20 protein-coding genes and 1 pseudogene are annotated in these 23,991 nt (G+C 54.0%); 10 read left to right on the top strand and 11 right to left on the bottom strand.

The genetic code is table 11. From position 1 onward, the window contains the following. Window positions 1-7: 7 nt before the first annotated feature. Window positions 8-1,018: a LacI family DNA-binding transcriptional regulator gene (locus NI40_RS12100; protein ID WP_033145717.1), complete on the bottom strand. Its 1,011-nt coding sequence runs from the start codon at window positions 1,016-1,018 to the stop codon at window positions 8-10. 155 nt (window positions 1,019-1,173) lie between these two features. On the opposite strand from NI40_RS12100, the gene NI40_RS12095 reads away from it, so the two are divergent. The 3 genes from NI40_RS12095 to tyrR all read left to right on the top strand — a co-directional run bounded on the left by NI40_RS12095 (window position 1,174) and on the right by tyrR (window position 5,262). Beyond that, complete coding sequence (locus NI40_RS12095; RefSeq protein ID WP_045143076.1) at window positions 1,174-2,571, top strand: YcjX family protein; 1,398 nt, start codon at window positions 1,174-1,176, stop codon at window positions 2,569-2,571. After that, window positions 2,568-3,620 carry a YcjF family protein gene (locus NI40_RS12090; protein WP_045143077.1) on the top strand — a complete coding sequence of 351 codons (1,053 nt, stop codon included), beginning with the start codon at window positions 2,568-2,570 and terminating at the stop codon, window positions 3,618-3,620. Before NI40_RS12095 ends, NI40_RS12090 begins: the two co-directional genes overlap by 4 nt. A 112-nt stretch (window positions 3,621-3,732) precedes the next feature. Next, window positions 3,733-5,262, top strand: coding sequence for a transcriptional regulator TyrR (tyrR, locus tag NI40_RS12085; protein ID WP_039262899.1), 1,530 nt, complete (start codon window positions 3,733-3,735; stop codon window positions 5,260-5,262). Window positions 5,263-5,310: 48 nt separating this feature from the next. On the opposite strand, the gene NI40_RS12080 is transcribed toward tyrR, so the two are convergent. Both NI40_RS12080 and tpx read right to left on the bottom strand, forming a co-directional pair. Next, window positions 5,311-6,519 (bottom strand): aldose 1-epimerase family protein, encoded by a 1,209-nt coding sequence (locus NI40_RS12080; RefSeq protein WP_039262898.1) that lies wholly within the window; start codon window positions 6,517-6,519, stop codon window positions 5,311-5,313. A gap of 275 nt (window positions 6,520-6,794) precedes the next feature. Beyond that, window positions 6,795-7,301 carry a thiol peroxidase gene (tpx, locus tag NI40_RS12075; RefSeq protein WP_023335907.1) on the bottom strand — a complete coding sequence of 169 codons (507 nt, stop codon included), beginning with the start codon at window positions 7,299-7,301 and terminating at the stop codon, window positions 6,795-6,797. Window positions 7,302-7,408: 107 nt separating this feature from the next. Between tpx and ycjG the strand changes: the two genes are divergently transcribed. Then, entirely contained in the window at window positions 7,409-8,374 is a 966-nt protein-coding gene (gene ycjG, locus NI40_RS12070) for an L-Ala-D/L-Glu epimerase (RefSeq protein WP_039262897.1), read from the top strand. On the opposite strand, the gene mpaA is transcribed toward ycjG, so the two are convergent. Next, window positions 8,365-9,078 carry a murein tripeptide amidase MpaA gene (gene mpaA, locus NI40_RS12065; RefSeq protein WP_039262896.1) on the bottom strand — a complete coding sequence of 238 codons (714 nt, stop codon included), beginning with the start codon at window positions 9,076-9,078 and terminating at the stop codon, window positions 8,365-8,367. The genes ycjG and mpaA overlap by 10 nt on opposite strands. A 185-nt stretch (window positions 9,079-9,263) precedes the next feature. Here mpaA and NI40_RS12060 point away from each other — a divergent pair, with 185 nt between their 5' ends. Further along, entirely contained in the window at window positions 9,264-10,880 is a 1,617-nt protein-coding gene (locus tag NI40_RS12060; protein ID WP_039262895.1) for a peptide ABC transporter substrate-binding protein, read from the top strand. Between the two features lie 90 nt (window positions 10,881-10,970). On the opposite strand, the gene NI40_RS12055 is transcribed toward NI40_RS12060, so the two are convergent. The 4 genes from NI40_RS12055 to NI40_RS12040 all read right to left on the bottom strand — a co-directional run bounded on the left by NI40_RS12055 (window position 10,971) and on the right by NI40_RS12040 (window position 15,421). Then, on the bottom strand, window positions 10,971-11,534 hold the full coding sequence (locus tag NI40_RS12055) for a DJ-1/PfpI family protein (RefSeq protein ID WP_033145709.1): 564 nt from the start codon (window positions 11,532-11,534) through the stop codon (window positions 10,971-10,973). A gap of 217 nt (window positions 11,535-11,751) precedes the next feature. Beyond that, window positions 11,752-11,892, bottom strand: a complete 141-nt coding sequence (locus NI40_RS24115; protein WP_021240268.1) for an Ecr family regulatory small membrane protein — start codon at window positions 11,890-11,892, stop codon at window positions 11,752-11,754. A gap of 74 nt (window positions 11,893-11,966) precedes the next feature. Next, window positions 11,967-13,199 carry a sensor domain-containing diguanylate cyclase gene (locus NI40_RS12045; protein WP_039262894.1) on the bottom strand — a complete coding sequence of 411 codons (1,233 nt, stop codon included), beginning with the start codon at window positions 13,197-13,199 and terminating at the stop codon, window positions 11,967-11,969. A 92-nt stretch (window positions 13,200-13,291) separates the two neighbouring features. Further along, window positions 13,292-15,421: a putative bifunctional diguanylate cyclase/phosphodiesterase gene (locus tag NI40_RS12040; protein WP_039262893.1), complete on the bottom strand. Its 2,130-nt coding sequence runs from the start codon at window positions 15,419-15,421 to the stop codon at window positions 13,292-13,294. Between the two features lie 456 nt (window positions 15,422-15,877). Between NI40_RS12040 and NI40_RS12035 the strand changes: the two genes are divergently transcribed. The 4 genes from NI40_RS12035 (at window position 15,878) to dbpA (ending at window position 20,015) form a co-directional block, all read left to right on the top strand. After that, on the top strand, window positions 15,878-17,020 hold the full coding sequence (locus tag NI40_RS12035) for a methyl-accepting chemotaxis protein (protein ID WP_071884844.1): 1,143 nt from the start codon (window positions 15,878-15,880) through the stop codon (window positions 17,018-17,020). A gap of 154 nt (window positions 17,021-17,174) precedes the next feature. Further along, window positions 17,175-18,158: a zinc transporter ZntB gene (zntB, locus tag NI40_RS12030; protein WP_023335899.1), complete on the top strand. Its 984-nt coding sequence runs from the start codon at window positions 17,175-17,177 to the stop codon at window positions 18,156-18,158. A gap of 273 nt (window positions 18,159-18,431) precedes the next feature. Next, complete coding sequence (ynaL, locus tag NI40_RS24410) at window positions 18,432-18,614, top strand: proline-rich small protein YnaL (RefSeq protein WP_071884843.1); 183 nt, start codon at window positions 18,432-18,434, stop codon at window positions 18,612-18,614. Between the two features lie 27 nt (window positions 18,615-18,641). Beyond that, entirely contained in the window at window positions 18,642-20,015 is a 1,374-nt protein-coding gene (gene dbpA, locus NI40_RS12025) for an ATP-dependent RNA helicase DbpA (RefSeq protein WP_039262891.1), read from the top strand. Between the two features lie 42 nt (window positions 20,016-20,057). On the opposite strand, the gene ttcA is transcribed toward dbpA, so the two are convergent. The 3 genes and pseudogenes from ttcA to NI40_RS12015 form a co-directional block, all read right to left on the bottom strand. Beyond that, window positions 20,058-20,993: a tRNA 2-thiocytidine(32) synthetase TtcA gene (ttcA, locus tag NI40_RS12020; RefSeq protein WP_023312015.1), complete on the bottom strand. Its 936-nt coding sequence runs from the start codon at window positions 20,991-20,993 to the stop codon at window positions 20,058-20,060. A 35-nt stretch (window positions 20,994-21,028) separates the two neighbouring features. Next, window positions 21,029-21,100, bottom strand: a pseudogene (locus NI40_RS24305) (hypothetical protein); the annotation flags it as partial. Between the two features lie 156 nt (window positions 21,101-21,256). Beyond that, the gene (locus NI40_RS12015) at window positions 21,257-21,667 is read right to left on the bottom strand and encodes an ASCH domain-containing protein (RefSeq protein WP_039262890.1); all 411 of its coding nucleotides are present in this window, start codon (window positions 21,665-21,667) and stop codon (window positions 21,257-21,259) included. A gap of 675 nt (window positions 21,668-22,342) precedes the next feature. On the opposite strand from NI40_RS12015, the gene NI40_RS12010 reads away from it, so the two are divergent. Then, a complete protein-coding gene (locus NI40_RS12010) occupies window positions 22,343-23,866 on the top strand; it encodes an EAL domain-containing protein (protein ID WP_039262889.1) in 1,524 nt (507 codons plus the stop codon). Window positions 23,867-23,991: the final 125 nt, after the last annotated feature.

Raw genomic sequence — 23,991 nt, 5'->3', positions numbered from 1 at the left:
CCTGGCTTTAGCGAAGGGAAGCAGCCAACAAAAAGTGGGTATCAACCAGCACTTTTTGCGGGGCGGGATGACCCGCAATACGCCTGAAAAGAAGATCGCAGCTCTCTTCTCCCAGCTTTCGGGTGGGGATATCAAAGCCGCCAGGCGAGGGCGTTAAAATGAGAGACAGCATCGGGTCACTGTATCCGGCTATCACTACCTGCTCCGGGATCATCAGGTTCAACTCATCCGCCGCGCGATAGAGGCTAAGTAACTTCATGCTGTCGGTAGCGAATACCGCATCAGGCGGCGTGGGTGAAGACAACAATTCCAGCGCTGCCGTAAGCGCACTCTCATGGGTATAACCGCCATCCCTGATCCAGTCCGGGTTAAGGGCAATATGGTGCTTTTCCAGACTGGCTTTATAGCCCGCAAGGCGATCGATCGAAACATGATAATCAAGCGGGGCATGCAGACAGGCAATTTTACGGCGTCCGTTTTTAATAAAGGTTTCGGTCAGCGTGGCGCTGTCATGGAAATTATCCGTGTCGACGGAATAGATATTTTGATACTCACCTTCCACTTTACCGATAACCACTACCGGTACGCCATACGCATCCAGCGTGGTGAAAAAGGATTCATTTGCCGGTGAGCTCAGCATAATGATCCCTTTGATCATCTTCTGTTTTATTTTACTCACGCATTTCAGCAAATCATCTTCGCTGCTTTTTGACGTTTGTAAAATAACGTCAAATCCTTCTTCTTCCGCTTTTGCCGTAATGGCATGCAGGACATCGGAGAAAAAAGGATTACCGGCAGTGGTTTTGGTTGAACGGGTCGAAATAACCATAATGGCATCGAAGCCTGAAGAGGTCAGGGCGCGGGCCAGTTTGTTGGGCTGATAATTTAATTCGTCAATAGCCTTCAGCACTTTTTCACGCGCTTCGGGAGAAATATTCGTTTGTTTATTCAGAACGCGGGAAACGGTTGATTTCGATACGCCCGCAACCCGTGCGATATCATAGATGGTGGGTGACATACACCTTACTCACTCCGGACTGACAGCAATGCCGTTCATCTTACTGGAGAGAAAACGGCAATAGCAATAAATAAGAATTGATAATCAACGATCTGCCCCCATTTATTGTATTCTGAAGCCATGCATTCAAGGCTTCCAGGCAACGAAGGACGGCGATGAGGCGACTTAAAAACGAAATCAATTCACTGGTGAACCGTGGCGTTGACCGTCATTTGCGTCTGGCCGTGACGGGGCTGAGCCGCAGCGGTAAGACGGCGTTTATCACCGCGATGGTGAACCAGCTCCTGAACCTGCACGCCGGGGCGCGTCTGCCGCTGCTCAGCGCGGTGCGGGAAGAACGCCTGCTGGGCGTGAAGCGCGTTCCTCAGCGTGATTTTGGGATTCCACGTTTTACCTATGACGAAGGGCTGGCGCAGCTCTATGGCGATCCGCCCATGTGGCCGACGCCGACGCGAGGGGTGAGTGAAATTCGCCTCGCGCTGCGCTTTCGCTCCAATGAATCCCTGATGCGCCACTTCAAGGATACTTCTACGCTGTACCTTGAAATCGTCGATTACCCCGGTGAATGGTTGCTCGACCTGCCGATGCTGGCGCAGGATTACCTCAGCTGGTCCCGCCAGATGACGGGCTTGTTGCAGGGGCAGCGCGCCGGGTGGTCGGCCAAATGGCGACAGCTGTGCGAAGGCCTGGACCCGCTTGCGCCGGCCGATGAAAACCGTCTGGCGGCCATTGCCGAAGCCTGGACGGCGTATCTGCACCAGTGCAAGCAGGAAGGGTTGCACTTCATTCAGCCGGGTCGCTTTGTCCTGCCGGGTGATTTAGCGGGCGCGCCTGCGCTTCAGTTCTTCCCCTGGCCGGACGTGGACGGGGTGGGCGAGTCGAAGCTGGCGCAGGCCGACAGGCACACTAACGCCGGGATGCTGCGCGAGCGTTACAATTACTACTGTGAAAAAGTGGTCAAGGGATTCTATAAAAACCATTTCTTGCGATTTGACCGCCAGATTGTGCTGGTGGATTGTCTGCAGCCGCTCAACAGCGGGCCGCAGGCCTTCAACGATATGCGCCTGGCGCTGACGCAGCTGATGCAAAGTTTTCACTACGGGCAGCGGACGCTGTTTCGCCGTCTGTTCTCACCGGTGATCGATAAACTGCTCTTTGCGGCCACCAAGGCCGATCACGTCACGGTCGACCAGCATGCCAATATGGTATCGCTGCTGCAGCAGCTGGTGCAGGACGCCTGGCAAAACGCCGCCTTCGAAGGGATCGGCATGGATTGCCTTGGGCTTGCGTCCGTGCAGGCAACGCAAAGCGGGCTGATTGATCTTAACGGCGAGAAAATACCGGCATTACGCGGGAACCGGCTCAGCGACGGTGAACCGCTTACCGTCTATCCGGGTGAAGTGCCTGCGCGGCTGCCGGGCCCGGCCTTCTGGCAGAACCAGGGCTTTCAGTTTGAAGCCTTCCGCCCGCAGGCAATGAGCGTCGATCGGCCATTACCACACATCCGTCTGGATGCGGCGCTGGAGTTTTTGATTGGAGATAAATTGCGATGACGGAACCGTTAAAACCGCGCATAGACTTTACCGGAACGCTTGAGCAGGATCCTCAGGAGGCGTTTAAAACCGCGCAGACGTTCAGCGGCACGCAGGCTGATAACTTTGCCCCGGCCCTGACCGAGGAGCCCGGCGTCGAGGAAGGTCCGGCAGAGGCGGTTGTGGAAGCCGCCCTGCGTCCAAAACGCAGCCTGTGGCGCAGGATGGTCACCGCCGGTCTGGCGCTGTTTGGCGTAAGCGTGGTTGGGCAGGGCGCGCAGTGGACGATGAATGCCTGGCAAACTCAGGACTGGGTCGCGCTGGGCGGATGTGCCGCGGGCGCGCTGATTGTAGGGGCGGGTATCGGGTCGGTTGCCACCGAGTGGCGGCGGCTCTGGCGTTTGCGCCAGCGAGCACACGAGCGTGATGAAGCGCGGGATCTGCTCCACAGTCACGGCACCGGCAAAGGCCGCGCGTTCTGTGAAAAGCTGGCCAGCCAGGCCGGAATCGATCAGTCGCATCCGGCGCTTCAGCGCTGGTATGCCGCCATCCATGAAACCCAGAATGACCGGGAAGTGGTGACGCTCTATTCCCATATAGTTCAGCCGGTGCTGGATGCCCAGGCGCGACGCGAGATCAGCCGCTCTGCGGCAGAATCCACCCTGATGATTGCCGTCAGCCCGCTGGCGCTGGTCGATATGGCCTTTATCGCCTGGCGTAACCTGCGCCTGATCAACCGTATCGCGAACCTTTACGGCATAGAGCTGGGTTACTACAGTCGACTCCGGCTGTTCAAGCTGGTCCTGCTCAATATCGCGTTTGCCGGGGCGAGTGAACTGGTGCGCGAAGTCGGAATGGACTGGATGTCGCAGGATCTGGCGGCGCGTCTTTCCGCTCGTGCCGCGCAGGGTATCGGCGCGGGATTATTGACCGCGCGTTTGGGGATTAAAGCGATGGAAGTCTGCCGTCCGCTGCCGTGGATTGATGGCGATAAGCCCCGGCTAGGGGATTTCAGGCGCGAGCTGATCGGCCAGCTTAAAGAGACGCTCAATAAAAAACCGGCTCCGTGAGGTTTTGTTCACTTATCGTGCTGGCTGTCAATATTTGTTGACAGCCATCTTCCCGATCACCGTGTTCTGGCATATCATTTTACTGTTATTGGCTTAAAACGGTGAATTTCCCATGCGTCTTGAAGTCTTCTGTGAAGACCGTCTCGGTCTGACCCGCGAGTTACTCGATCTTCTTGTTTTACGTAGCATTGATTTACGTGGCATTGAGATCGATCCTGTCGGGCGAATTTACCTCAATTTTGCCGAAATTGAATTTAATACCTTCAGCAGCCTGATGGCGGAAATCCGCCGTATCGCTGGCGTTACGGATGTACGCACCATTCCCTGGATGCCCTCTGAGCGTGAGCACCTGGCGCTGAGCGCGCTGCTGGAAGCGATGCCTGAGCCGTTCCTCTCCCTGGATTTGAAAAGCAAAGTTGAGCGCGTTAACCACGCGAGCTGCCAGCTTTTCGCGCAGAGCCAGGAGAAGCTCAGCAATCATAACGCCGCGCAGCTGATCCCCGGCTTTAACTTCCAGCGCTGGCTGGACAGCAATCCGCAGAACACGCTTAGCGAGCATGTGGTGATTAACGGGCAGAATTTCCTGATGGAGATCACGCCGGTCTATCTGAAAGGGGAAGGGAATACCCGCGTGTTGACCGGGGCGGTGATCATGCTGCGCTCGACGTTACGCATGGGTCGCCAGCTGCAAAATCTCTCCAGTCAGGATGTCGGCGCGTTCAGCCAGATTATTGCCGTCAGCCCGAAAATGCGCCATGTGGTTGACCAGGCGCGCAAGCTCGCAAGCCTGACCGCGCCGCTGCTGATTACCGGGGATACCGGCACCGGGAAAGACCTGCTGGCTCACGCCGTGCATCTGGCGAGCCCGCGTGCGGCTAAGCCTTATCTGGCACTTAACTGCGCCTCTATTCCGGAAGACGCCGTTGAAAGCGAGCTGTTTGGCCACGCGCCGGAAGGCAAGAAAGGGTTCTTCGAGCAGGCTAACGGCGGCTCCGTGCTGCTGGACGAAATCGGCGAAATGTCGCCGCGCATGCAGGCTAAGCTGCTGCGTTTCCTGAACGACGGAACCTTCCGCCGCGTCGGTGAGGATCACGAAGTGCATGTGGACGTGCGCGTCATTTGCGCCACCCAGAAAAATCTGGTGGAACTGGTGCAAAAGGGGATCTTCCGCGAGGATCTCTATTACCGCCTCAACGTCCTGACGCTGAATATTCCCCCGCTGCGCGATTGCCCGCAGGACATCATGCCGCTCACGGAGCTGTTCGTCGCCCGCTTTGCCGACGAGCAGGGAGTGCCGCGTCCGAAGCTGTCTGCCGATCTCGGCACGGTGCTGATGCGCTACGGCTGGCCGGGCAACATTCGCCAGCTTAAAAACGCCGTTTATCGTGCGCTGACCCAGCTGGAAGGCTATGAACTGCGTCCGCAGGATATTCTGTTGCCTGATTACGACGCGGGGACGGTATCGGTTGGCGAAGAGGCGATGGAAGGTTCGCTGGACGATATCACCAGCCGTTTTGAGCGTTCAGTGCTGACGCAGCTGTACCGCAGCTATCCCAGCACCCGCAAGCTGGCAAAACGCCTTGGCGTCTCGCATACCGCGATCGCGAACAAGCTGCGTGAGTATGGGTTGAATCATAAGTAAGGCGACGAATAACAAAAAGCCTCTGTAAAGAGGCTTTTTACTTTGCGTTTATTCCTTCGCCATCGGCGTGTTAACGATTTCTGTTTTTGTCTCTCCCTGAATCGATGCAATCCTGTTTTCGACCTCTTTCACCTGCTGCGGGCTGTGCAGCAGGGTATAGGTCAGGTCAAACTGCGCGCTGGCACCGGGCTGCAGCTGCTTAACCCGCTTCTGCTCGCGTTCAATCGTCACGGGGTAGGCGTAGCTGGTGCCTGGCTCAATGCCCGTGACGTAGCCCTGCTTCAGCGTGTCGGTGTTCTTCCATAAGGTCAGCACGGGCAGCTGGCGGGTATCAAACTGGATTGACGCGCCTTTATCTCCGGCTTTATTGACCACCGCCGCAAGCGTTTCGTGGTTATTGTCCGCGAGCGGTTTAATGTTAAAGACCATCTCATCAAAGCCTTTTGTCGGCCCGGCATAGGTTTGCCAGTCGTTAACCCCCGCTTTGGCGTAGTCATTGAACGGGCTCACGCTCGCCGCCGGCGCAAGGAAACGCGCGCCTTCTTCAAGGATCGGCGTGCCGAAGTTGCTGTGATAGATGATTTGGTAATCGTGAGGGTAATCCGCATGGTTGGTCAGAACATCGTGCAGGCTGAACTGGTTAGTTCCGGGAACGTAGCGCAGTTCGGTCATGGTTTGCAGATCCGATTTTTTAAACGTGCTCTCTTTGATCAAACCCCGAACGCGGATTTCATGCGGGGCGGCATCGGCGATTTCAACCTCGACCTGCGAAACGGGGGTATTACCGGCCCTGCCGTGCAGGGTGTAAATTTGCCCGTCCGCGGTGACCGGATGTCCTGTCCACTCATAGCCACAGCGCACCATCAACTCGTTGAAACCATCCAGCCAGCCGAGACCGTTGCGGCTCTCAAGATTGATATATGCCGGATTAACGACCTCTTTAACGGGCGAATTCCACCCCAGTCGGGTGCCAAAGCCTTCTACATGCAGAAGGTTCATCCCGCGGGTCGGGCTCAGGGTGATGGTGAGGCCATCTTTGCTGCTAATAATGATGACTTTGCTGCCTTCCTGTTTACCACCGTGTAAGACTTTTTGCTCAATGCTGAACGTTTGGTCTTTAACTTTCAGCTCATCACTGGAAATCTTCCAGTTTCCTTTCTCTACGCTGCTTTCAGCGCTTGTCAGCACCCAGGTTTTAGCCGCTGCATGGCCAGAAATCAGTACCGCAAGGAGCGTAAAAGCGAATTTAATCTTCATATTTTATCCTTTTTGCTGAAACGATTATTTTCTTTCGTAAGCAAATCTAATGTTTAGGCAAAAAGGGAAATGTGATGTGCTTCACTGGGGATGAAAATAGGGAAATTTAACGATTATTATGCGTTATTGATCACGCTCATGTTACATATTGTCTAAGTTATTACATGATTAATGTGATTTGTGTTCATTTAAGCTTTAACGATTCAGCTTTAATATAATAAAAAACCCCGCCGCGGCGAGGTTGAGAATAAGTTGTAGAGAATGCTAAGTACTTATTATGCTTTCAGCACGTCCAGCGCGGCAGTGTAGTCCGGCTCGGTGGTGATTTCGTTAACCAGTTCGCTGAAGACAACGGTGTCGTTTTCATCCAGAACCAGTACGGCACGTGCTGCCAGACCTTTCAGTGGGCCTTCCGCGATGCTGACGCCGTATTTCTCGAGGAAATCTGCGCTGCGCAGGGTGGAGAGGGTGATAACGTTGCTCAGGCCTTCAGCACCGCAGAAACGGGACTGGGCAAACGGCAGGTCAGCGGAAATGCACAGCACAACGGTGTTGTCCATTTCAGTCGCCAGCTGGTTGAATTTACGCACGGACGCGGCACAAACGCCGGTATCAATGCTTGGGAAAATGTTCAGTACTTTGCGTTTACCCGCAAACTGAGCCAGTGTGACGTCAGACAGATCTTTAGCCACCAGAGTAAAAGCCTGCGCTTTGCTGCCAGCCTGCGGAATGGAACCTGCAACAGCAACCGGGTTGCCCTGGAAATGAACGAGTTGTGACATAGATATCTTCCTGTTTACATATAGTTAACGTCGGGGCTAGTGTATGCCATCAGCGGATAACACGGCAAACCAAATTTTTCGCCTTTCCGGGCCGCAAGGAGTCAGTGATGAGAAGCGTTAAGGTCTATGAAGAAGCCTGGCCATTGCATACCCCGTTTGTGATCTCCCGCGGCAGCCGAAGTGAAGCCAGCGTGGTCGTGGTTGAAATCGAAGAAGAGGGGGTTAAAGGCGTCGGGGAATGTACGCCTTACCCGCGCTATGGAGAAAGCCCTGCGTCGGTGATGGCGCATATCATGACCCTGGTGCCTGACCTGCAAAAAGGGCTCACGCGCGAGGCGTTACAGCAGCGTTTACCCGCCGGGGCTGCGCGCAACGCCATCGACTGTGCGCTCTGGAGCCTTGAGGCCGCCAGGCAGCAACAATCGCTGACGTCCTTGCTGGGGGTGGCGCTGCCGGAGTCCGTCGTGACGGCGCAAACGGTCGTGATTGGTGAGCCGGAGCAGATGGCTGCCAGCGCAAAAGCGCTCTATGACGCCGGGGCCACGGTGCTAAAAGTGAAGCTCGACGATCGCCTGATCAGCGAGCGGATGGTCGCCATTCGCTCGGCGGTTCCCTCGGCCACGCTGATTGTTGACGCCAACGAGTCGTGGCATCCCGAGGGGCTTGCCGCGCGATGCCAGCTGCTGGCTGACCTGGGCGTGGCGATGCTGGAACAGCCTCTGCCAGCGAAGGATGATGCGGCGCTGAAGAATTTTATCCATCCGCTGCCCGTCTGTGCGGATGAAAGCTGTCATACCCGCGAGAATTTGAGCGCGCTTAAGGGCCGCTATGAGATGGTCAATATCAAGCTCGACAAGACCGGCGGGCTGACAGAAGCGCTGGCCCTGGCGGCGGAAGCGCAGGCGCAGGGCTTTTCCCTGATGCTGGGATGCATGCTCTGCACATCCCGGGCGATCGGCGCTGCGCTACCGCTGGTCAATCAGGTCCGTTTCGCCGATCTGGATGGCCCGACGTGGCTGGCGGTTGACGTTTCACCGGCGCTTAATTTTACCAGCGGCGTGCTTCATCTTTGAGGCTGCCAGCGCAGTAGCTCCATCATCGCGTTTAAGTATTTTTCGCTGGCTTCGTCGGAGGAAATTGGCGGAAATTCAGCGGTGATGCAGGGCAGGCTCAAATCGGCGCACCAGCTACCGAACGATCCGGGTGTTTCATAGCCGACGCTGGTGACGAGCGGCAGGGCGAAAGCCTGCGCCAGCCACGCGCCCAGTTCGGAGTGACGCGGATCTTCAATGCAGGCCAGCGGATCGTGGAAGGAGACAACCCAGGCGGGGTGGATCTTATGGATAAGCTGGCACAGCGCCTGCGTTTCCGGCTCCGAGCCAGGCTTGTCTCCCGTCAGCAGCACCACGTCCCGCTCTTCGGCGGAGCTGTTCCAGCGATAAACCGTTTCTCCGGCGCGCCAGTTTGCCGCCGGGAAATTACGGTTCAGGTCAACGCCCCTCGCATTCGCCCGTAATCCAAGCTGACAGCCGTCCGGATTGACGGCAAGAATCACGTGGTGACGGCGCAATGAAGGCGTCAGCGTCCGCAGCGCGCAGGAAAGCGTGACGATGGACGAGTTCTCGTCTCCGTGCGTGCCGGCAATGATCAAACCGCTGCTGCGATCGGCATCGAGCGCCGGGAACCAGATCAGCGATGCGCCTAAAAATGAGCGGCCATATTGCTCAGCGCCCGGCGGAAAGGCCCCGCGTTCCGCTCGTGGTCGGGTGATTGCCATACGAAATCCTGATAAAGAAGTCTCTACTGGCAGTGTTGTGCAAAACCCGCTGTTAATCAAATAGTTTCCGTAACGCTTGAGAATTGCCTTAAATCACTATTCAGGCGTAAGGTATTTGCATTTCTCTGTTTCGAAACAAATAATTACGCATCTGCTTGTTACCTGAATTTATTAAAGGGGATCTTATGAAGCATCCTGTTTCGCGTCTTTGCGCTGCACTGTACCTGTGCGGACTCTCTACACTCTCGTACGCTGCTGATGTGCCTCAGGGCATGGTACTGGCGCAAAAACAGGAGCTGGTCAGGCATATTAAAGACGAGCCGGCTTCGCTCGATCCGGCAAAAGCGGTGGGATTACCCGAGATTCAGGTGATTCGCGATCTTTTCGAAGGGCTGGTGAATCAGAACGAGAAAGGGGAGCTGACCCCCGGCGTGGCGACGCGCTGGCAGAGCAACGATAACCGTATCTGGACGTTCACCCTGCGCGATAACGCCAAATGGTCTGACGGTACGCCCGTCACCGCGCAGGATTTTGTCTACAGCTGGCAGCGTCTGGTTGACCCGAAAACCACGTCTCCGTTTGCCTGGTTTGCGGCGCTGGCAGGCATCAACAACGCGCAGGCCATTATCGATGGCAAAGCGGCGCCAGATACCCTGGGCGTGACGGCGGTGGATGCCAGAACCTTACGCGTCCAGCTGGACAAACCGCTTCCCTGGTTTAGCAACCTGACGGCGAACTTTGCCTTCTATCCGGTGCAAAAAGCGAACGTTGAAAGCGGGAAAGAGTGGACGCGTCCGGGCGCCCTGGTGGGTAACGGCGCGTACGTCCTGAACGACCGGGTGGTGAATGAAAAACTGGTTGTCGTGCCGAATACGCACTACTGGGACAACGCGAAAACTGTCCTGCAAAAAGTGACCTTCATTCCGATTAATCAGGAATCGTCCGCCACTAAGCGCTATCTGGCGGGGGATATTGATATCACCGAATCGTTCCCGAAAAACATGTATCAGAAGCTCCTGAAGGACATTCCGGGACAGGTGTATACGCCGCCTCAGCTCGGGACATATTACTATGCGTTTAACACGCAAAAGGGCCCGACGGCCGATGCCCGGGTGCGTCTTGCGCTGAGCATGACTATCGATCGCCGCATTATGGCGGAAAAGGTATTAGGTACAGGCGAGAAGCCGGCCTGGCATTTCACCCCTGACGTGACGGCGGGCTTCACCCCTGAGCCTTCACCGTTCGAGCAGATGTCCCAGCAGGAGCTGAACGCTCAGGCGAAAACCTTGCTCCAGGCCGCAGGTTACGGCCCGCAGCGTCCGCTGAAGTTGACCCTGCTGTACAACACCTCGGAAAACCACCAGAAAATCGCCATTGCGGTGGCGTCCATGTGGAAGAAAAATCTCGGTGTGGACGTCAAACTGCAAAACCAGGAGTGGAAAACCTATATCGACAGCCGTAATACCGGCAATTTTGACGTGATCCGCGCGTCATGGGTAGGCGATTACAATGAGCCGTCGACCTTCCTGTCCCTGCTGACCTCCACCCACAGCGGCAATATCTCGCGTTTCAACGACCCGGCCTACGATAAAATTATCCACCAGGCGACGCTGGAAACCACGGCGAAAGCGCGTAATACGGACTACAACATGGCGGAGAAAATCCTCCTGGAGAAAGCGCCTATCGCGCCCATTTACCAGTACACCAATGGTCGCCTGATTAAGCCCTGGGTGAAAGGCTACCCCATCAATAACCCGGAAGACGTGGCGTATAGCCGGACGATGTTTATCGAGAAGCACTGATGTTTTATGAGGCCTGGCGCATTCTCGCGCCAGGTCTGCAAAACGCGGTACCGCTTCATTCGCTATGCGTGGCCCGATACCTGGTCTCTGTTATTCTAACAGCGCATTAAACTTCGCCAGCCACTGCGGATGCGCGGGCCATGCGGGAGCCGTCACCAGGTTACCGTCTACATGGGCCTGATCGATGCCGATAGCGGCGTAGTGTCCGCCGCTGAGACGGACTTCAGGCGCGCAGGCCGGGTAGGCGCTACAGGTTCGTCCTTTCAGAATGCCCGCGGCAGCAAGCAGCTGTGGTCCGTGGCACACCGCGGCAATCGGCTTACGCGCGGCGTCAAATGCCTGTACCAGCTTTAAGACGTCCTCATTTAATCGCAGATACTCGGGCGCTCTCCCGCCGGGGATGAGCAGCGCGTCGTAGTCCTGCTCCTTTACGGCTGAAAAATCGGCGTTGAGGGTAAAGCGGTGACCGGGCTTTTCGCTGTAGGTCTGGGCGCCGTCAAAGTCATGGATTGCCGTCATGATGTAATCGCCCTTCGGTTTGTCGGGGCAGACCGCATCCACCTGATGACCAATCATCTGCAACGCCTGAAAAGGCACCATGGTTTCGTAATCTTCGGCGTAATCGCCAACCAGCATCAGGATCTTCTTGCTCATCTTTCCTCACCTCTATCAATAAAGATGATTAAGATATAGCCTGGCGTGGCTGAATTGCCGGAAATAAAAAAGCCCGTCAGAGCACGGGCAACATAAGCAAATGAATAATTGATTCGTTATCAACGTTGTTGGAGGATAACGCCGCGTATTTTACGCGGCTGTAAGGGAAGCAGATACCTGACATATTCGGTAGGTGAAACAAGCGATTAAACGTGCGTTACGGTGCGTCGAAGGTCGGGTAAAGGCTATTTTCCAGAAACTCGACGAGATACCAGATCTCACCGCTAAAAATAAACCAGAAGCCAAATATAATAAGGAGTAAAATAATTAAGGTGAGTATTATTTCAGTTTTTCCCATTGCGGTTTTTACCCACCTGACGCTAATTGATTCGAGGTGGGCATTGTAGCGGGGCTTTTCCGGATACTCCAGTTTCATGCCGCAAGGACTTTATTGCGTCCGTCATTCTTAGCGCGATACAGCGCATCGTCCACACGCTTAAACAGCTCGTCAATACTCTCTCCCTGATTGTGCCGCGCTACGCCGATGCTGACGGTAAACCGCGGCAAGCCTGGAATCGTAATGCGGGCAACGGCTGCACGGACTGACTCGGCAATCTGCATCGCGGTGTCGAGAGAGGTGCGCGGCAGCAGGATAACGAACTCTTCGCCACCCCAGCGGAACACCATATCGCCCTCCCGACTACAGGCTTCCAGCGTCCGGGAAAGGGCGATAAGCACCTCATCGCCTTTCAGATGGCCGAACAGGTCATTAATGTTTTTGAAATGGTCGGTATCCACCAGCAGCAGGCTAAATTGCTGCTGCGCGGGAAGTTTATTCAGATTGCTTTGATCGGTAATCGCGTAGAACTGCCGCCGGTTGAGTAGCCCGGTCATGGAGTCACGTGATGCCGCATGTTCCAGCTCCTGCTCCAGCCTTTTTTGCTCGGTGATATCGTGGATGATGCACAGCATCAGCTTGTCACCGTAGATCTCAATGGGCCCGGCATACGTCTGAACGTGGCGGGTGGATCCATCGGCAAGGCGGTGAACAAAATTGAGCGGCTTGTGACCACCGGGCAGCGCGGCAATCGCAGTCATAATGGGCATCACATCTCGCCCCAGCGTATTGATTTCCCAGGTATGCTTAGTACACATGTCATCATGTGAATAACCATAAAAATTGAGCGCGGCCAGATTTGCATCGACGATTTGGCCGTCGCGGGCCGGATCGATTAGCAGCATCGGGGCGCTGTTGGTCAGAAAAAAGCGCGCATAAAAACCCTGTTTTTTCCGCCGGTAGGTAGCGGAACGGCTGGCCTTCAATCCTGAGAGTATTTGTTGGGAGATGCCCTCGAAAACAATCACATCGCCCCAGGGCGCGTAGTGGGCAAGCGAGAGGCGACAGCTTAACGGCGTATCATGTCCATCCCGGCTCGTTGTCCAGATTTCGACGATCTCCTGCTCTGTTTTCAGTTCAGATACATACATCGACAGGACGGTTTGCGCACTGGCAGAGTAGATCCCTTTGCGCAGGTCATCGAGCGTTTTATCCCCCATGATCTGCGTTGCGGCCACATTCGCAAAAATGATCTTTTCCGACACGGGTGAAACGAGCCACACGGGTGCTTTAATTACATTCAACGCATCAAAACAAGGTTGCGACATAGGCGTTTCCTGTTCATCGACAACATGTGCCTGACAATCATGACAGAATTGACTCGCGTGTACTCCCTTGAAACATACTCCACTTAACCCCGTCAGGCATGATTTTTTTGAGAAATAAATGCGGGGTCCGTTTGAATTTTATTAATGGGTATAATCTGTTTGTCTGAGTTTATCTGCAGCAGTAGCCACGGTACCTGTTCGGCAGGTAGGGGCCGGGAGAAAAGGTAACCCTGCAGGTAATCGCAGCCGAGTCGGGTGAGAACCGCCTGCTGTTCTTCCGTCTCGATCCCTTCTGCCACCACATTCATCTCCATTGTCCGGGCGATACTGATAATGGTTTCAACCAGCTTGTAGCTTTTTTCATTTTCCAGCATCGACGTGACAAAGCTTCTGTCGATCTTGAGCTCTTTTGCTGGCAGCACGCTCAGCATCAAAAGGTTGGAATAGCCCGTCCCAAAATCATCAATCGAGACAACGATCCCCGCGTGATTAAACGCATTGAGCAACTCAATGCTGCGGTCGAGATTTTTAAGCGCGGTGCTTTCCGTTACCTCAAGGATCAGCCGGGACGGAGACAAGCTATATTTTTCCAGCATCGACGAGACGATCTGGAAAATATCCGGCTGTTCAAACTGGATGGGGGATAGGTTGAGAGACAGCGTCCACTGGCTGAAGCCTTGCTCAGTCCAGAAATGAAGCTGTCGGCATGCCGCTTCAATGGCCCAGTTACCTACCGGAATAATTAAGCCCGTTTGTTCCAGGGAAGGGATAAACAGATTAGGCAGCACAACCCCTTGCTCAGGATGCCGCCAGCGCAGAAGGGCTTCAAAACCGTGAATGGTTTTCTCTCCCGCATGCCAGGTTGGCTGGTACCACAGTTCAAACTGATCGCGCTCAAGCGCCTGAGAAAGCTCCTGCAGGAAACCGGGTTTCGCCGGGATCGCCGTTGACATCTCGGTCCGGTAAATCGCCCAGCCGTTGCGGCCATCTTCCTTGACGCGATGTAATGCTGCATCCGCCTTGAGCTTCAGCTCGTGCAGCGTTTCGCCGTCCTGAGGATAGAGGCTGACGCCCGCGCTGATCGTCGTGCTTAACGTATGTCCGCAGACGGACAGAGGGCGTCGCACATCTTCAAGCAGCGCGGTGACCAGCGCGTTGAGACTGTCGTCGTCACATTCCGGCACCAGCAGGATAAAGGCGTCGCCTCCCAGCCTTGCCAGGGTCATCTCGCGCGTGAGCCGGGCCGTGATGCGCTGCGCGACAGCGATCAATAGCTCATCACCGACGCTGTGACCCCACGTATCGTTAACGCGTTTGAAGTGATCGACGTTCAGGAAAATAACCGCAAATGGCTTCTTGCTCAGCAGCGCGCTGCGCAGACAATCCTGCATGCGGAGATCCATCTGGTGGCGGTTTGCGAGCCCGGTGAGCGCGTCAAACCGCGCCTGTAGCTCAAGCTGGCGGTTGAGCTGATGCAGATTATCCGTCAGCCGGCTGGTGCGCCGGTGGGAATCGATCAGTGAAATGATTAACATCACGCCGAGCAGGCAGAGCGTGGTGACCGACACCCAGATGGATAACCCCAGCTCGCCAATCCCGCCCGGGCGGGTATGCGCCATTTCCTGAAACCGCGCGGCACTCATGCCGGTATAGTGCATCGCACAAATGGCGGCACCCATGATGAAGGCCGCGAGAATGCGATTGATAAAGACGCCTTTGTGTTTATCCCGCAGGCGGAAAGCCAGCCACAGCGCCGTGCCGGAGGCAACAACCGCAATAACCACGGACAACCCCACGAGGCGGCGATCCCAGATGATGCTGCCATCCAGCATCAGGGCCGCCATACCGATGTAGTGCATCGACACCACGCCAGCGCTCAGGATTGTCGTGGCAAAGATCAGTCGAAAGGGAGAAAGTTTTTTGCCCGCGACGGCAATATTAAGTGCCGTGGCCGATGCAACCACCGCGACGCCCAGTGACGCAAGGGTTAACCAGAGGTCGTAGCTCATCATCATGGGCATTTGCATCGACAGCATGCCGATAAAGTGCATCGACCAAATGCCAATGCCCAGCGTGACCCCACCGGCAATCCGCCAGAACAGGGCAGCCTTTCGGCTAGAGAGGGGGATCTTTCCGGCGCTGTCCAGCGCCACAAAGGAGGCGATAAACGCCACCAGATAAGAGATAGCGATTAACACAGGGTCCCACGATATATTGAGCATTATGCAATCCCACGCCTGAGAGGGTTACCGATTTCGCCTGCCGGATACATCTTTATCGGGCAACGAACATGCGCATTCAAACCATATTAGTTATTTATCGTGAAAAATGACCAGTCATATTAATACTCTAAAACTTATTAAGAATATAAAATATATTCTCTCGTTAATATATTAAGCATTGCTAAACAAGAACGAATAACAGTAGCAAAGCTCCTTAAATATGAAGGCGATCGTATCGTCTCTCCGCGGGCGATACTATCGCTTAACATGGCTGGAGACCAGTATCACAGCATGCTGAGCAAAACATTTTCACTAATACGCTTTTTTTATCTGACTTAACGTAAATCTCAGGATGCTAACGGCGAAACAAAAAACAAGCGTTGTTTGCGATGAAAAACTTCCGGGCCAATGCTATAAGTCTAAGTGCCGACCAAAATATAAAACGTGGGTATTATCATGCTAAAAAATATTAGTGTAAGGACCTTTATTATCGGGTTCCTTTTCTCTCTTTTTTTGGTAAGTGCAGGTGTCGTTGTTCTATTTTCCAGCAATACGTCTCTCTTTATTTCGCTTAATGTCATCAATTTCGTTGCGCTATTTTTGCTCTGGGTCTATATGACGAAGTATCTTGTGACGCCGATCAATACGGTGAAGAGAAGTATTGAGGAGGTGACCGCAGGTAACCTTGGCGTCTCTATCCCAGAATTTGGCAATAACTGCGCGGGCCGGCTCATCCCCGGCATTAATAGCCTTTCCGGCAATATTGCGACGCTGGTGCGTGAGATCAGGGCGTCATCGCAAACCGCCATGACCTTATCGGACCAACTTTCGGCACGCAGCGCTCAGCTATCGGTGAAAACCGAGCAGCAGTCAGCGTCTTTGGTGCAAACCGCAGCCAGCATGGAGCAAATGGCCGCGAGCACCAAAAACAATGCCGATAACACCCGCCTGGCGAGCGAGCAGGCAAATGTGGCGACGTTACAGGCGCGCAAGGGCGGCGAGCTCATGGGGCAGGTCGCCAGCAATATGCAGTCCATTACCGAATGCGCGCAGCAGATGACGGAGATTATTTCGCTCATTGACGGCATTGCGTTCCAGACGAATATCCTGGCGCTCAACGCGGCCGTGGAGGCGGCAAGGGCGGGCGATCATGGCAAGGGTTTTTCTGTCGTCGCGGAAGAGGTAAGAAACCTGGCACACCGCAGCGCGGAGGCCGCGAAGAATATCAAAACGCTGATTGAAGTCACCAGCAGTAACGTCACGCAGGGAGCCAGCGTTGTGTCACAGGCAGAGAAAAACATGCATGAAATCGTGACGGGCTCGGGGAATGTCAGCCGCTTAATGGACGACATTTCCGCGTCAACCTCAGAGCAGGAGAAAGGCATTTCTCAGATTACCCTGGCGCTATCGGAGCTGGAGCGGGTTACGCAAAGTAACGTGGCAATGGCAGAGGAACTCAACGGTTCGTCTGATGTACTGCGTAATCAGGTGATTGAGCTGCAGACCCGAACGCGTAATTTCAGGCTCGATCAGTCATCCTTGTCCTCATCATCTGGCGGCTCGCCATCCTTCCTGCAGCGGCCAGAGCACTCTCTCTGACAGCACCTCAAAGCCTGGCATGCCAGGCTTTTTTCAAGCCTCCGCCTGGTATGTACAATTCCTGAGCGATTTCAGCGCGATGGAATACATAGTTGTTGCTTAACCCCTGATGAAAGCTAGACTGACACCGAAGAGCTAAAAAGGTGGAGGCGCTGTGGAAAGCATTAAAGGATCTGAACTAAACGTTCCAGACGCAGTTTTTGCGTGGGTGCTGGATGGTCGCGGCGGTGCGCGACCGCTGGAAGATAATGATGTGATCGATAGTGCGCATCCCTGCTGGCTACATCTGAACTACACCCACCCGGACAGCGCTGACTGGCTGGCCTCGACGCCGCTCTTGCCCAATAACGTGCGCGATGCGCTGGCGGGTGAAAGCCTGCGGCCCCGCGTGAGTCGAATGGGTGACGGGACGCTGATCACCCTGCGCTGCATTAACGGCAGCACGGATGAACGCCCGGATCAGCTGGTTGCGATGCGTGTCTACATGGACGATGGGCTCATTGTGTCGACCCGCCAGCGAAAAGTTCTGGCGCTGGATGACATTGTCAACGATCTGAAAGAGGGCACCGGGCCGGTCGACTGCGGCAGCTGGCTGGTGGACGTCTGCGACGCCCTTACCGATCATGCGAGTGAATTTATTGAAGAGCTGCACGACAAAATCATCGACCTGGAAGATAACCTGCTCGATCAGCAAATCCCGCCGCGGGGTTTTCTGGCCTTATTGCGTAAGCAGTTGATTGTGATGCGCCGCTACATGACGCCGCAGCGCGACGTGTATGCGCGTCTTGCCAGCGAAAGGCTCGCCTGGATGAATGACGATCAGCGACGCAGAATGCAGGATATTGCCGACAGGCTGGGGCGCGGGCTGGACGAGATTGATTCCTGTATTGCCAGAACGGCGGTGATGGCGGACGAAATCGCGCAGGTGATGCAGGAGTCTCTGGCGAGAAGAACCTATACGATGTCCCTGATGGCGATGGTGTTTTTACCCAGCACGTTTCTTACCGGGCTGTTTGGCGTGAACCTTGGGGGAATTCCGGGTGGCGCTTATCGCTACGGCTTTACCGCGTTTTGCGTGATGTTAGTTGTTTTGATTGGTGGTGTTGCATGGTGGTTGCATCGTAGTAAATGGCTGTAAATTTACGCTTTTTTCAGCTTTTAACGGGATCAAAACGCTCTTTTAATTGAGCGAAGTCAATAAACATCTACCCCGTAAGGTGCAATATTACTCCCGCAGGTGAATGCAACGTCAAGCGATGGGCGTTGCGCTCCATATTGTCTTACTTCCTTTTTTGAATTACTGCATAGCACAATTGATTCGTACGACGCCGACTTCATAGTCGGCTTTTTTTTGCCTCCTGATTCTCAGCGTCTACCCTAAAAGGGACGACAGCAAATTCTGGAGGGAATGATGAGCATCCTGAACGCTCTGCTACTGCAACAATCGCGTCAATCCGATCCCGTCCCCACCGATCCGGTGCCAATGCCCGATCCCATCCCGCGTCCGCAGCCGATGCCCGACCCGCCGCCAGATCAAGAACCGATTAAATTGTCGCATCGAATCGCGAGATCTGCGAGGATACGCGCCATCTGACCGCAAAGATGACCACGAGAGACTACTGTGACCGCTTTTTCTACCCTGAATGTTCTGCCCGCCGCCCAACTCGATAACCTCAACGAGTTGGGTTACCTCACGATGACGCCTGTTCAGGCGGCCGCGTTGCCCGCCATCCTCGAGGGCCGTGACGTGCGCGTGCAGGCGAAAACGGGCAGCGGGAAAACGGCGGCATTTGGCCTTGGCCTGTTGCAGCACATCGATGCGGCACTTTTTCAGACCCAGTCTCTGGTGCTGTGCCCGACCCGCGAACTGGCAGACCAGGTCGCGGGGGAACTGCGTCGCCTGGCGCGTTTCCTGCCAAACACCAAGATTTTAACCCTCTGCGGCGGACAGCCGTTCGGCGCGCAGCGTGATTCACTTCAGCATGCGCCGCACATTATTGTCGCAACGCCCGGCCGCCTGCTGGATCACCTGCAAAAAGGCACCGTCTCGCTGGATGCGTTACAAACGCTGGTGATGGATGAGGCAGACAGGATGCTGGATATGGGCTTCAGCGATGCGATTGACGAGGTGATCCGTTTCGCCCCGGCCGATCGTCAGACGCTGCTGTTCTCCGCGACCTGGCCGGATGCCATCGCCGCCATCAGCGGGCGCGTGCAGAAAAATCCGCTCACCATTGAGATCGACAGCGTAGATGCGCTGCCCGCTATCGAGCAGCAGTTCTTTGAAACTTCGCAGCAGGGGAAAATTTCGCTCCTGCAGAAATTGCTGAGCCAGCATCAGCCTGCGTCCTGCGTGGTGTTCTGTAATACCAAAAAAGACTGTCAGTCGGTCTGTGATGCCCTGAATGCCGCCGGCCAGAGCGCATTGTCGCTGCATGGCGATCTGGAACAGCGCGATCGCGATCAGACGCTGGTCCGCTTCGCTAACGGCAGCGCCCGCGTTCTTGTTGCAACCGACGTCGCTGCGCGCGGTCTGGATATTAAATCCCTTGAACTGGTGGTGAACTTTGAGCTGGCGTGGGATCCTGAAGTGCACGTGCACCGTATTGGCCGTACCGCGCGCGCGGGAAACAGCGGTCTGGCGATCAGCTTCTGCGCACCGGAAGAGGCGCAGCGCGCCAATATTCTCTCTGAGATGCTGCAGATTAAGCTGAACTGGATGAATGCACCGGCCAGCGCCAGCATTGTGCCGCTGGAGGCTGAAATGGCGACGCTGTGCATTGATGGCGGTAAAAAAGCCAAGATGCGTCCAGGTGACGTATTAGGGGCGCTGACCGGGGATGTGGGTCTGGACGGGGCGGATATCGGCAAGATTGCGGTCCATCCAGCGCATGTCTACGTAGCGGTTCGCCAGGCGGTTGCCCATAAGGCATGGAAGCAGCTGCAAAACGGGAAAATTAAGGGTAAAACCTGTCGCGTACGTCTGCTGAAATAAAGAATGAAGCGTCTCAGAAGGTGTTTCTGAGACGCTAATCGCTTACTTCACTTCAAGCACGTTGAGACGCAGCTCTTCAAACTGATTGTCATCTTCTTCCGGCTGCCAGCCCGCTGGCTGCATGGGAATATCTTCCCGATCAAACGCCAGGTCTCCGCCGTTCACAACTTCTGACTCGTGGTTTATGCCTTTAAAGTCGAACAGCTCCACGTCCGCGAGATGGGAAGGGACGACGTTCTGCATCGCGCTGAACATGGTTTCGATACGCCCTGGATAACGCTTATCCCAGTCGCGCAGCATGTCGCCAATTACCTGACGCTGCAGGTTCGGCTGAGAGCCGCACAGGTTACATGGAATGATCGGGAAACCTTTAGCCTGAGAAAAACGCTCAATGTCTTTTTCGCGGCAGTAGGCGAGAGGGCGGATCACAATGTGCTTGCCGTCATCGCTCATCAGCTTAGGCGGCATGCCTTTCATCTTGCCGCCGTAGAACATATTGAGGAACAGCGTTTGAAGGATATCGTCGCGGTGATGGCCCAGCGCAATTTTGGTCGCGCCCAGCTCCGTCGCGGTACGATACAGAATGCCGCGGCGCAGACGAGAGCAGAGTGAGCAGGTGGTTTTCCCTTCCGGGATTTTCTCTTTCACAATGCCGTAGGTATTTTCTTCGACGATTTTGTACTCAACGCCCAGCTTCTCGAGGTATTCCGGCAGAATGTGCTCCGGGAAGCCCGGCTGTTTCTGGTCAAGGTTGACCGCCACCAGGGAAAATTTCACCGGTGCGCTTTGCTGAAGATTACGCAGGATCTCCAGCATGGTATAGCTGTCTTTACCCCCTGACAGGCAGACCATGATGCGGTCACCTTCTTCAATCATGTTGAAGTCTGCAATGGCTTCGCCCACGTTACGGCGCAGTCGCTTTTGCAGTTTATTCAGGTTGTATTGCTCTTTTTTGTTAATCTCTTGATTCTCTTGCATTTAGTACTACCTTCGGAGCCAGCAGGGGCAAACATTGTATGCCGCGTATGGTACGGATTCCGGCGGCGAATACCAGCACGTTTTACAGCTGCGTTAAATCTGGAGCCCTATAATGATTCACATCATGCAGGCTTAAGGGTAATGGCTAGTGATGCCGGGGTGATGCGTTATATCGACAAGGGTAGCTTTAAAAAGCCTGACAAACCTGGGAGGGCATCAGAAGGGTGCAGGCTCGCTGGGATAAGTATCACTTTTATTTCAGCTTACAGCACCTCAACCAATTCAAATTCTTCCGCGATCAGTTCCATATCTTCAGAAAAATGGCCTTCGCGGAAGAAAAATCGCTGATGCTCTTTCTGCCAGTATTCAAGGCTTAAATCGCCTTCACCCTCTTTGCGAGCGAATTCTTCATTTACATCGCAAAAACGCACCAGCCGCATTGAAACCAGCCGGATCACACAGACCGGGACATTCTGGCCATCAAGAATTATGTTGTAGCTCCCCATCCGCGGAGCAGACACATCCTGCGCGTACGAGGCAAAAGATCCGCAGGTGGCCGTTTTGATTCCTTTTTTAATCAGGTCCGCAAGCACGCTCGCCAGTTCCGGGCCGTCACCCATTTGCCAGGCCACTGCGCCTGGGTACTTCATTTTTAATTCTTCAACCTGAACCATTCAAATCCCTTCTTAACTCTTAACCAAAAGAATCGGAATAGCGGTTTTAGCATAAACCCCCTCGACTGTAGAAGCAGAGTCGCCTTTCCTTGCATTTTTAGTTCGGGTGGGAAGGAAAACAAAGCGTTGCGCGTATTGCCCTGGTAAATATATCCTTACGCGGTTATCTGTGTGGTGAATCTGCTGTCTGCAGCCAGGCGCGTGGCTTTGAATATCAGTAACGAGTCACCTGGATGCAACCAGCACCACGCTTTTTCTTTAAATATTATCCCATTGGAAGGGTTTAACGTGTTCAAGCTTAGTTCATCTCTACTGGCCATTTTCCTGCTGTCAGGCTGTAGCTCCGATCTGGTTCTCAGTCCACCTAAACAACCCGAATACAAGTCAATGCCTGAAATAACCCAGTCTGTGACGCCAACACAACAGCGTGCCATCATGGCCGGCGAGCGGCCAGACTGGTCAGAAAGAACCCCGATCAATACAATAAAGCGATATTAATAGACACTTATCCACCAGGGCTGCCGTTCGGCGGCCTTTTGTTTCCCCTGAATCTGGTTTACGAGAGCTTTTCTGACGCCTGGCATTTATTACGTTATCGACCATGCTTAAGACAATGACAATTCAATCACTTCAGCATCGTTGAAGCGGCTACTTCACTTAAATCGAGAACCCTAAATGCGCCATGCATCTATCCCCGTAGCTGCAGCCACGACAATGTTTTTGCTCGGCGTTTTTATCATCAATTTACAGGTTTGGTATTCTGCACGGGCCGATAGCCTGGCAGAGGCGCACTACGTCGTGCGGAACATGAATGTTATTCTTAAAGAAGCTCGTCATGCGACTGAGATGGCAAAGCAACTTGCCGAGAATGAGTGTGATGCTGAAGGGCAATATCGGCTGGGCACCGAGGCGGCATTACAGCCTCACCTGAGAACGATCGTTATTCTGAAAAATGATGCGGTCTGGTGCTCCTCGTTACCGGGAAACCGCGTATTGTTGGTCAACAGCTCAGTGCTGCCTGAGTCATCACTGCTCCTCGTCCCTTCGGCCAGTACCGTCAACGGTCTTCCGGTTCTCTTATACCAGACAATTCACGCCGGAAGCCGGATCATCGTTAGCATCAGCGATAGCCATATCCGGGATGCGCTGGATATGCCATTAAATGGCGTTGAATATTCCCTGAGAGTAGGCAATACCCTTTTAAGCCTGACAGGTGATGTGACGGCGGCAGACCATACGAAGAAAGAGATATTAACGGTAAAAGCCTCTGGTTATCCTTTCTCGGTACAATTCAACTCTCCACCTCTTTTTAGTCTTAAGAGATTATTCAATCGAGCCGGAGGCGTGGTGTTATTCCTGCTGATAATATCGTCTCTCTCTGCTTATATTCTTCAACGCTATATTTCTAAGGATGTTTCACCCGAAGAGTCACTGCGCATCGCCATTTACAGAAATGAAATTATTCCGTATTACCAACCCGTCGTGAGCGGCAAAGAGGGAACCTTGCGGGGTGTGGAAGTGCTGGCCAGATGGAAACATCCACAATCAGGGTTTATTTCTCCCGCATCCTTCATTCCTCTTGCGGAGAAATCCGGTTTAATTATTCCTTTGACTCAGAGCTTAATGAGGCAGGTTGCAATACACATGAATGCTATTGCGACATTGCTGCCGGAAGGGTTTCACGTAGGGATTAACTTCAGCGCTTCTCATATCGTTGCGCCCACCTTTGTTGAAGAGTGTCTCCACTACAAGCGCAGCTTCACTCAACAGGATCTCAACCTCGTCGTTGAGGTGACGGAGCGTGAACCGCTCGACATTGATGAACATCTCGTTAATACATTGAATGAGCTACATAATAACGGATTTGCCATTGCGCTGGATGACTTTGGTACGGGTTATTCCGGCCTGTCCTATCTGCAGGATCTGCACATTGACTACATTAAAATCGACCAGAGCTTTGTTGCCAGGGTTAACGCGAATGAGGACTCAACCCTAATCCTTGATTCGGTACTGGAGTTGGCCAAAAAACTCTCAATTAGCATCGTGGCGGAAGGCGTTGAAACTGAAGAGCAGCTCGATTACCTCACACGCAATCATATCCGGTTTTTACAGGGGTATTTCTTTTACAAACCTCTTCCTTTCAAGGAACTGGTCAAAGTTCTCTTGTCGAAGCCAAAAGTTAAGGTCAGGGTGGAATAATCTTTATTCGGTTGTTTCTGAGAAAATAAAAAGGGGGGACATCATCCCCCAAAAATGCAGACCGTTATTGCTTTAACCACGGTAATATTTTGTTATGCATTGACCGGATGGTCAAATTAATTGTT

It is taken from the genome of Enterobacter sp. E20, assembly GCF_000801755.2.
GTDB classification, from domain to species: domain Bacteria; phylum Pseudomonadota; class Gammaproteobacteria; order Enterobacterales; family Enterobacteriaceae; genus Enterobacter; species Enterobacter asburiae_B.
This window is presented reverse-complemented; position numbering and strand designations above follow the sequence as displayed.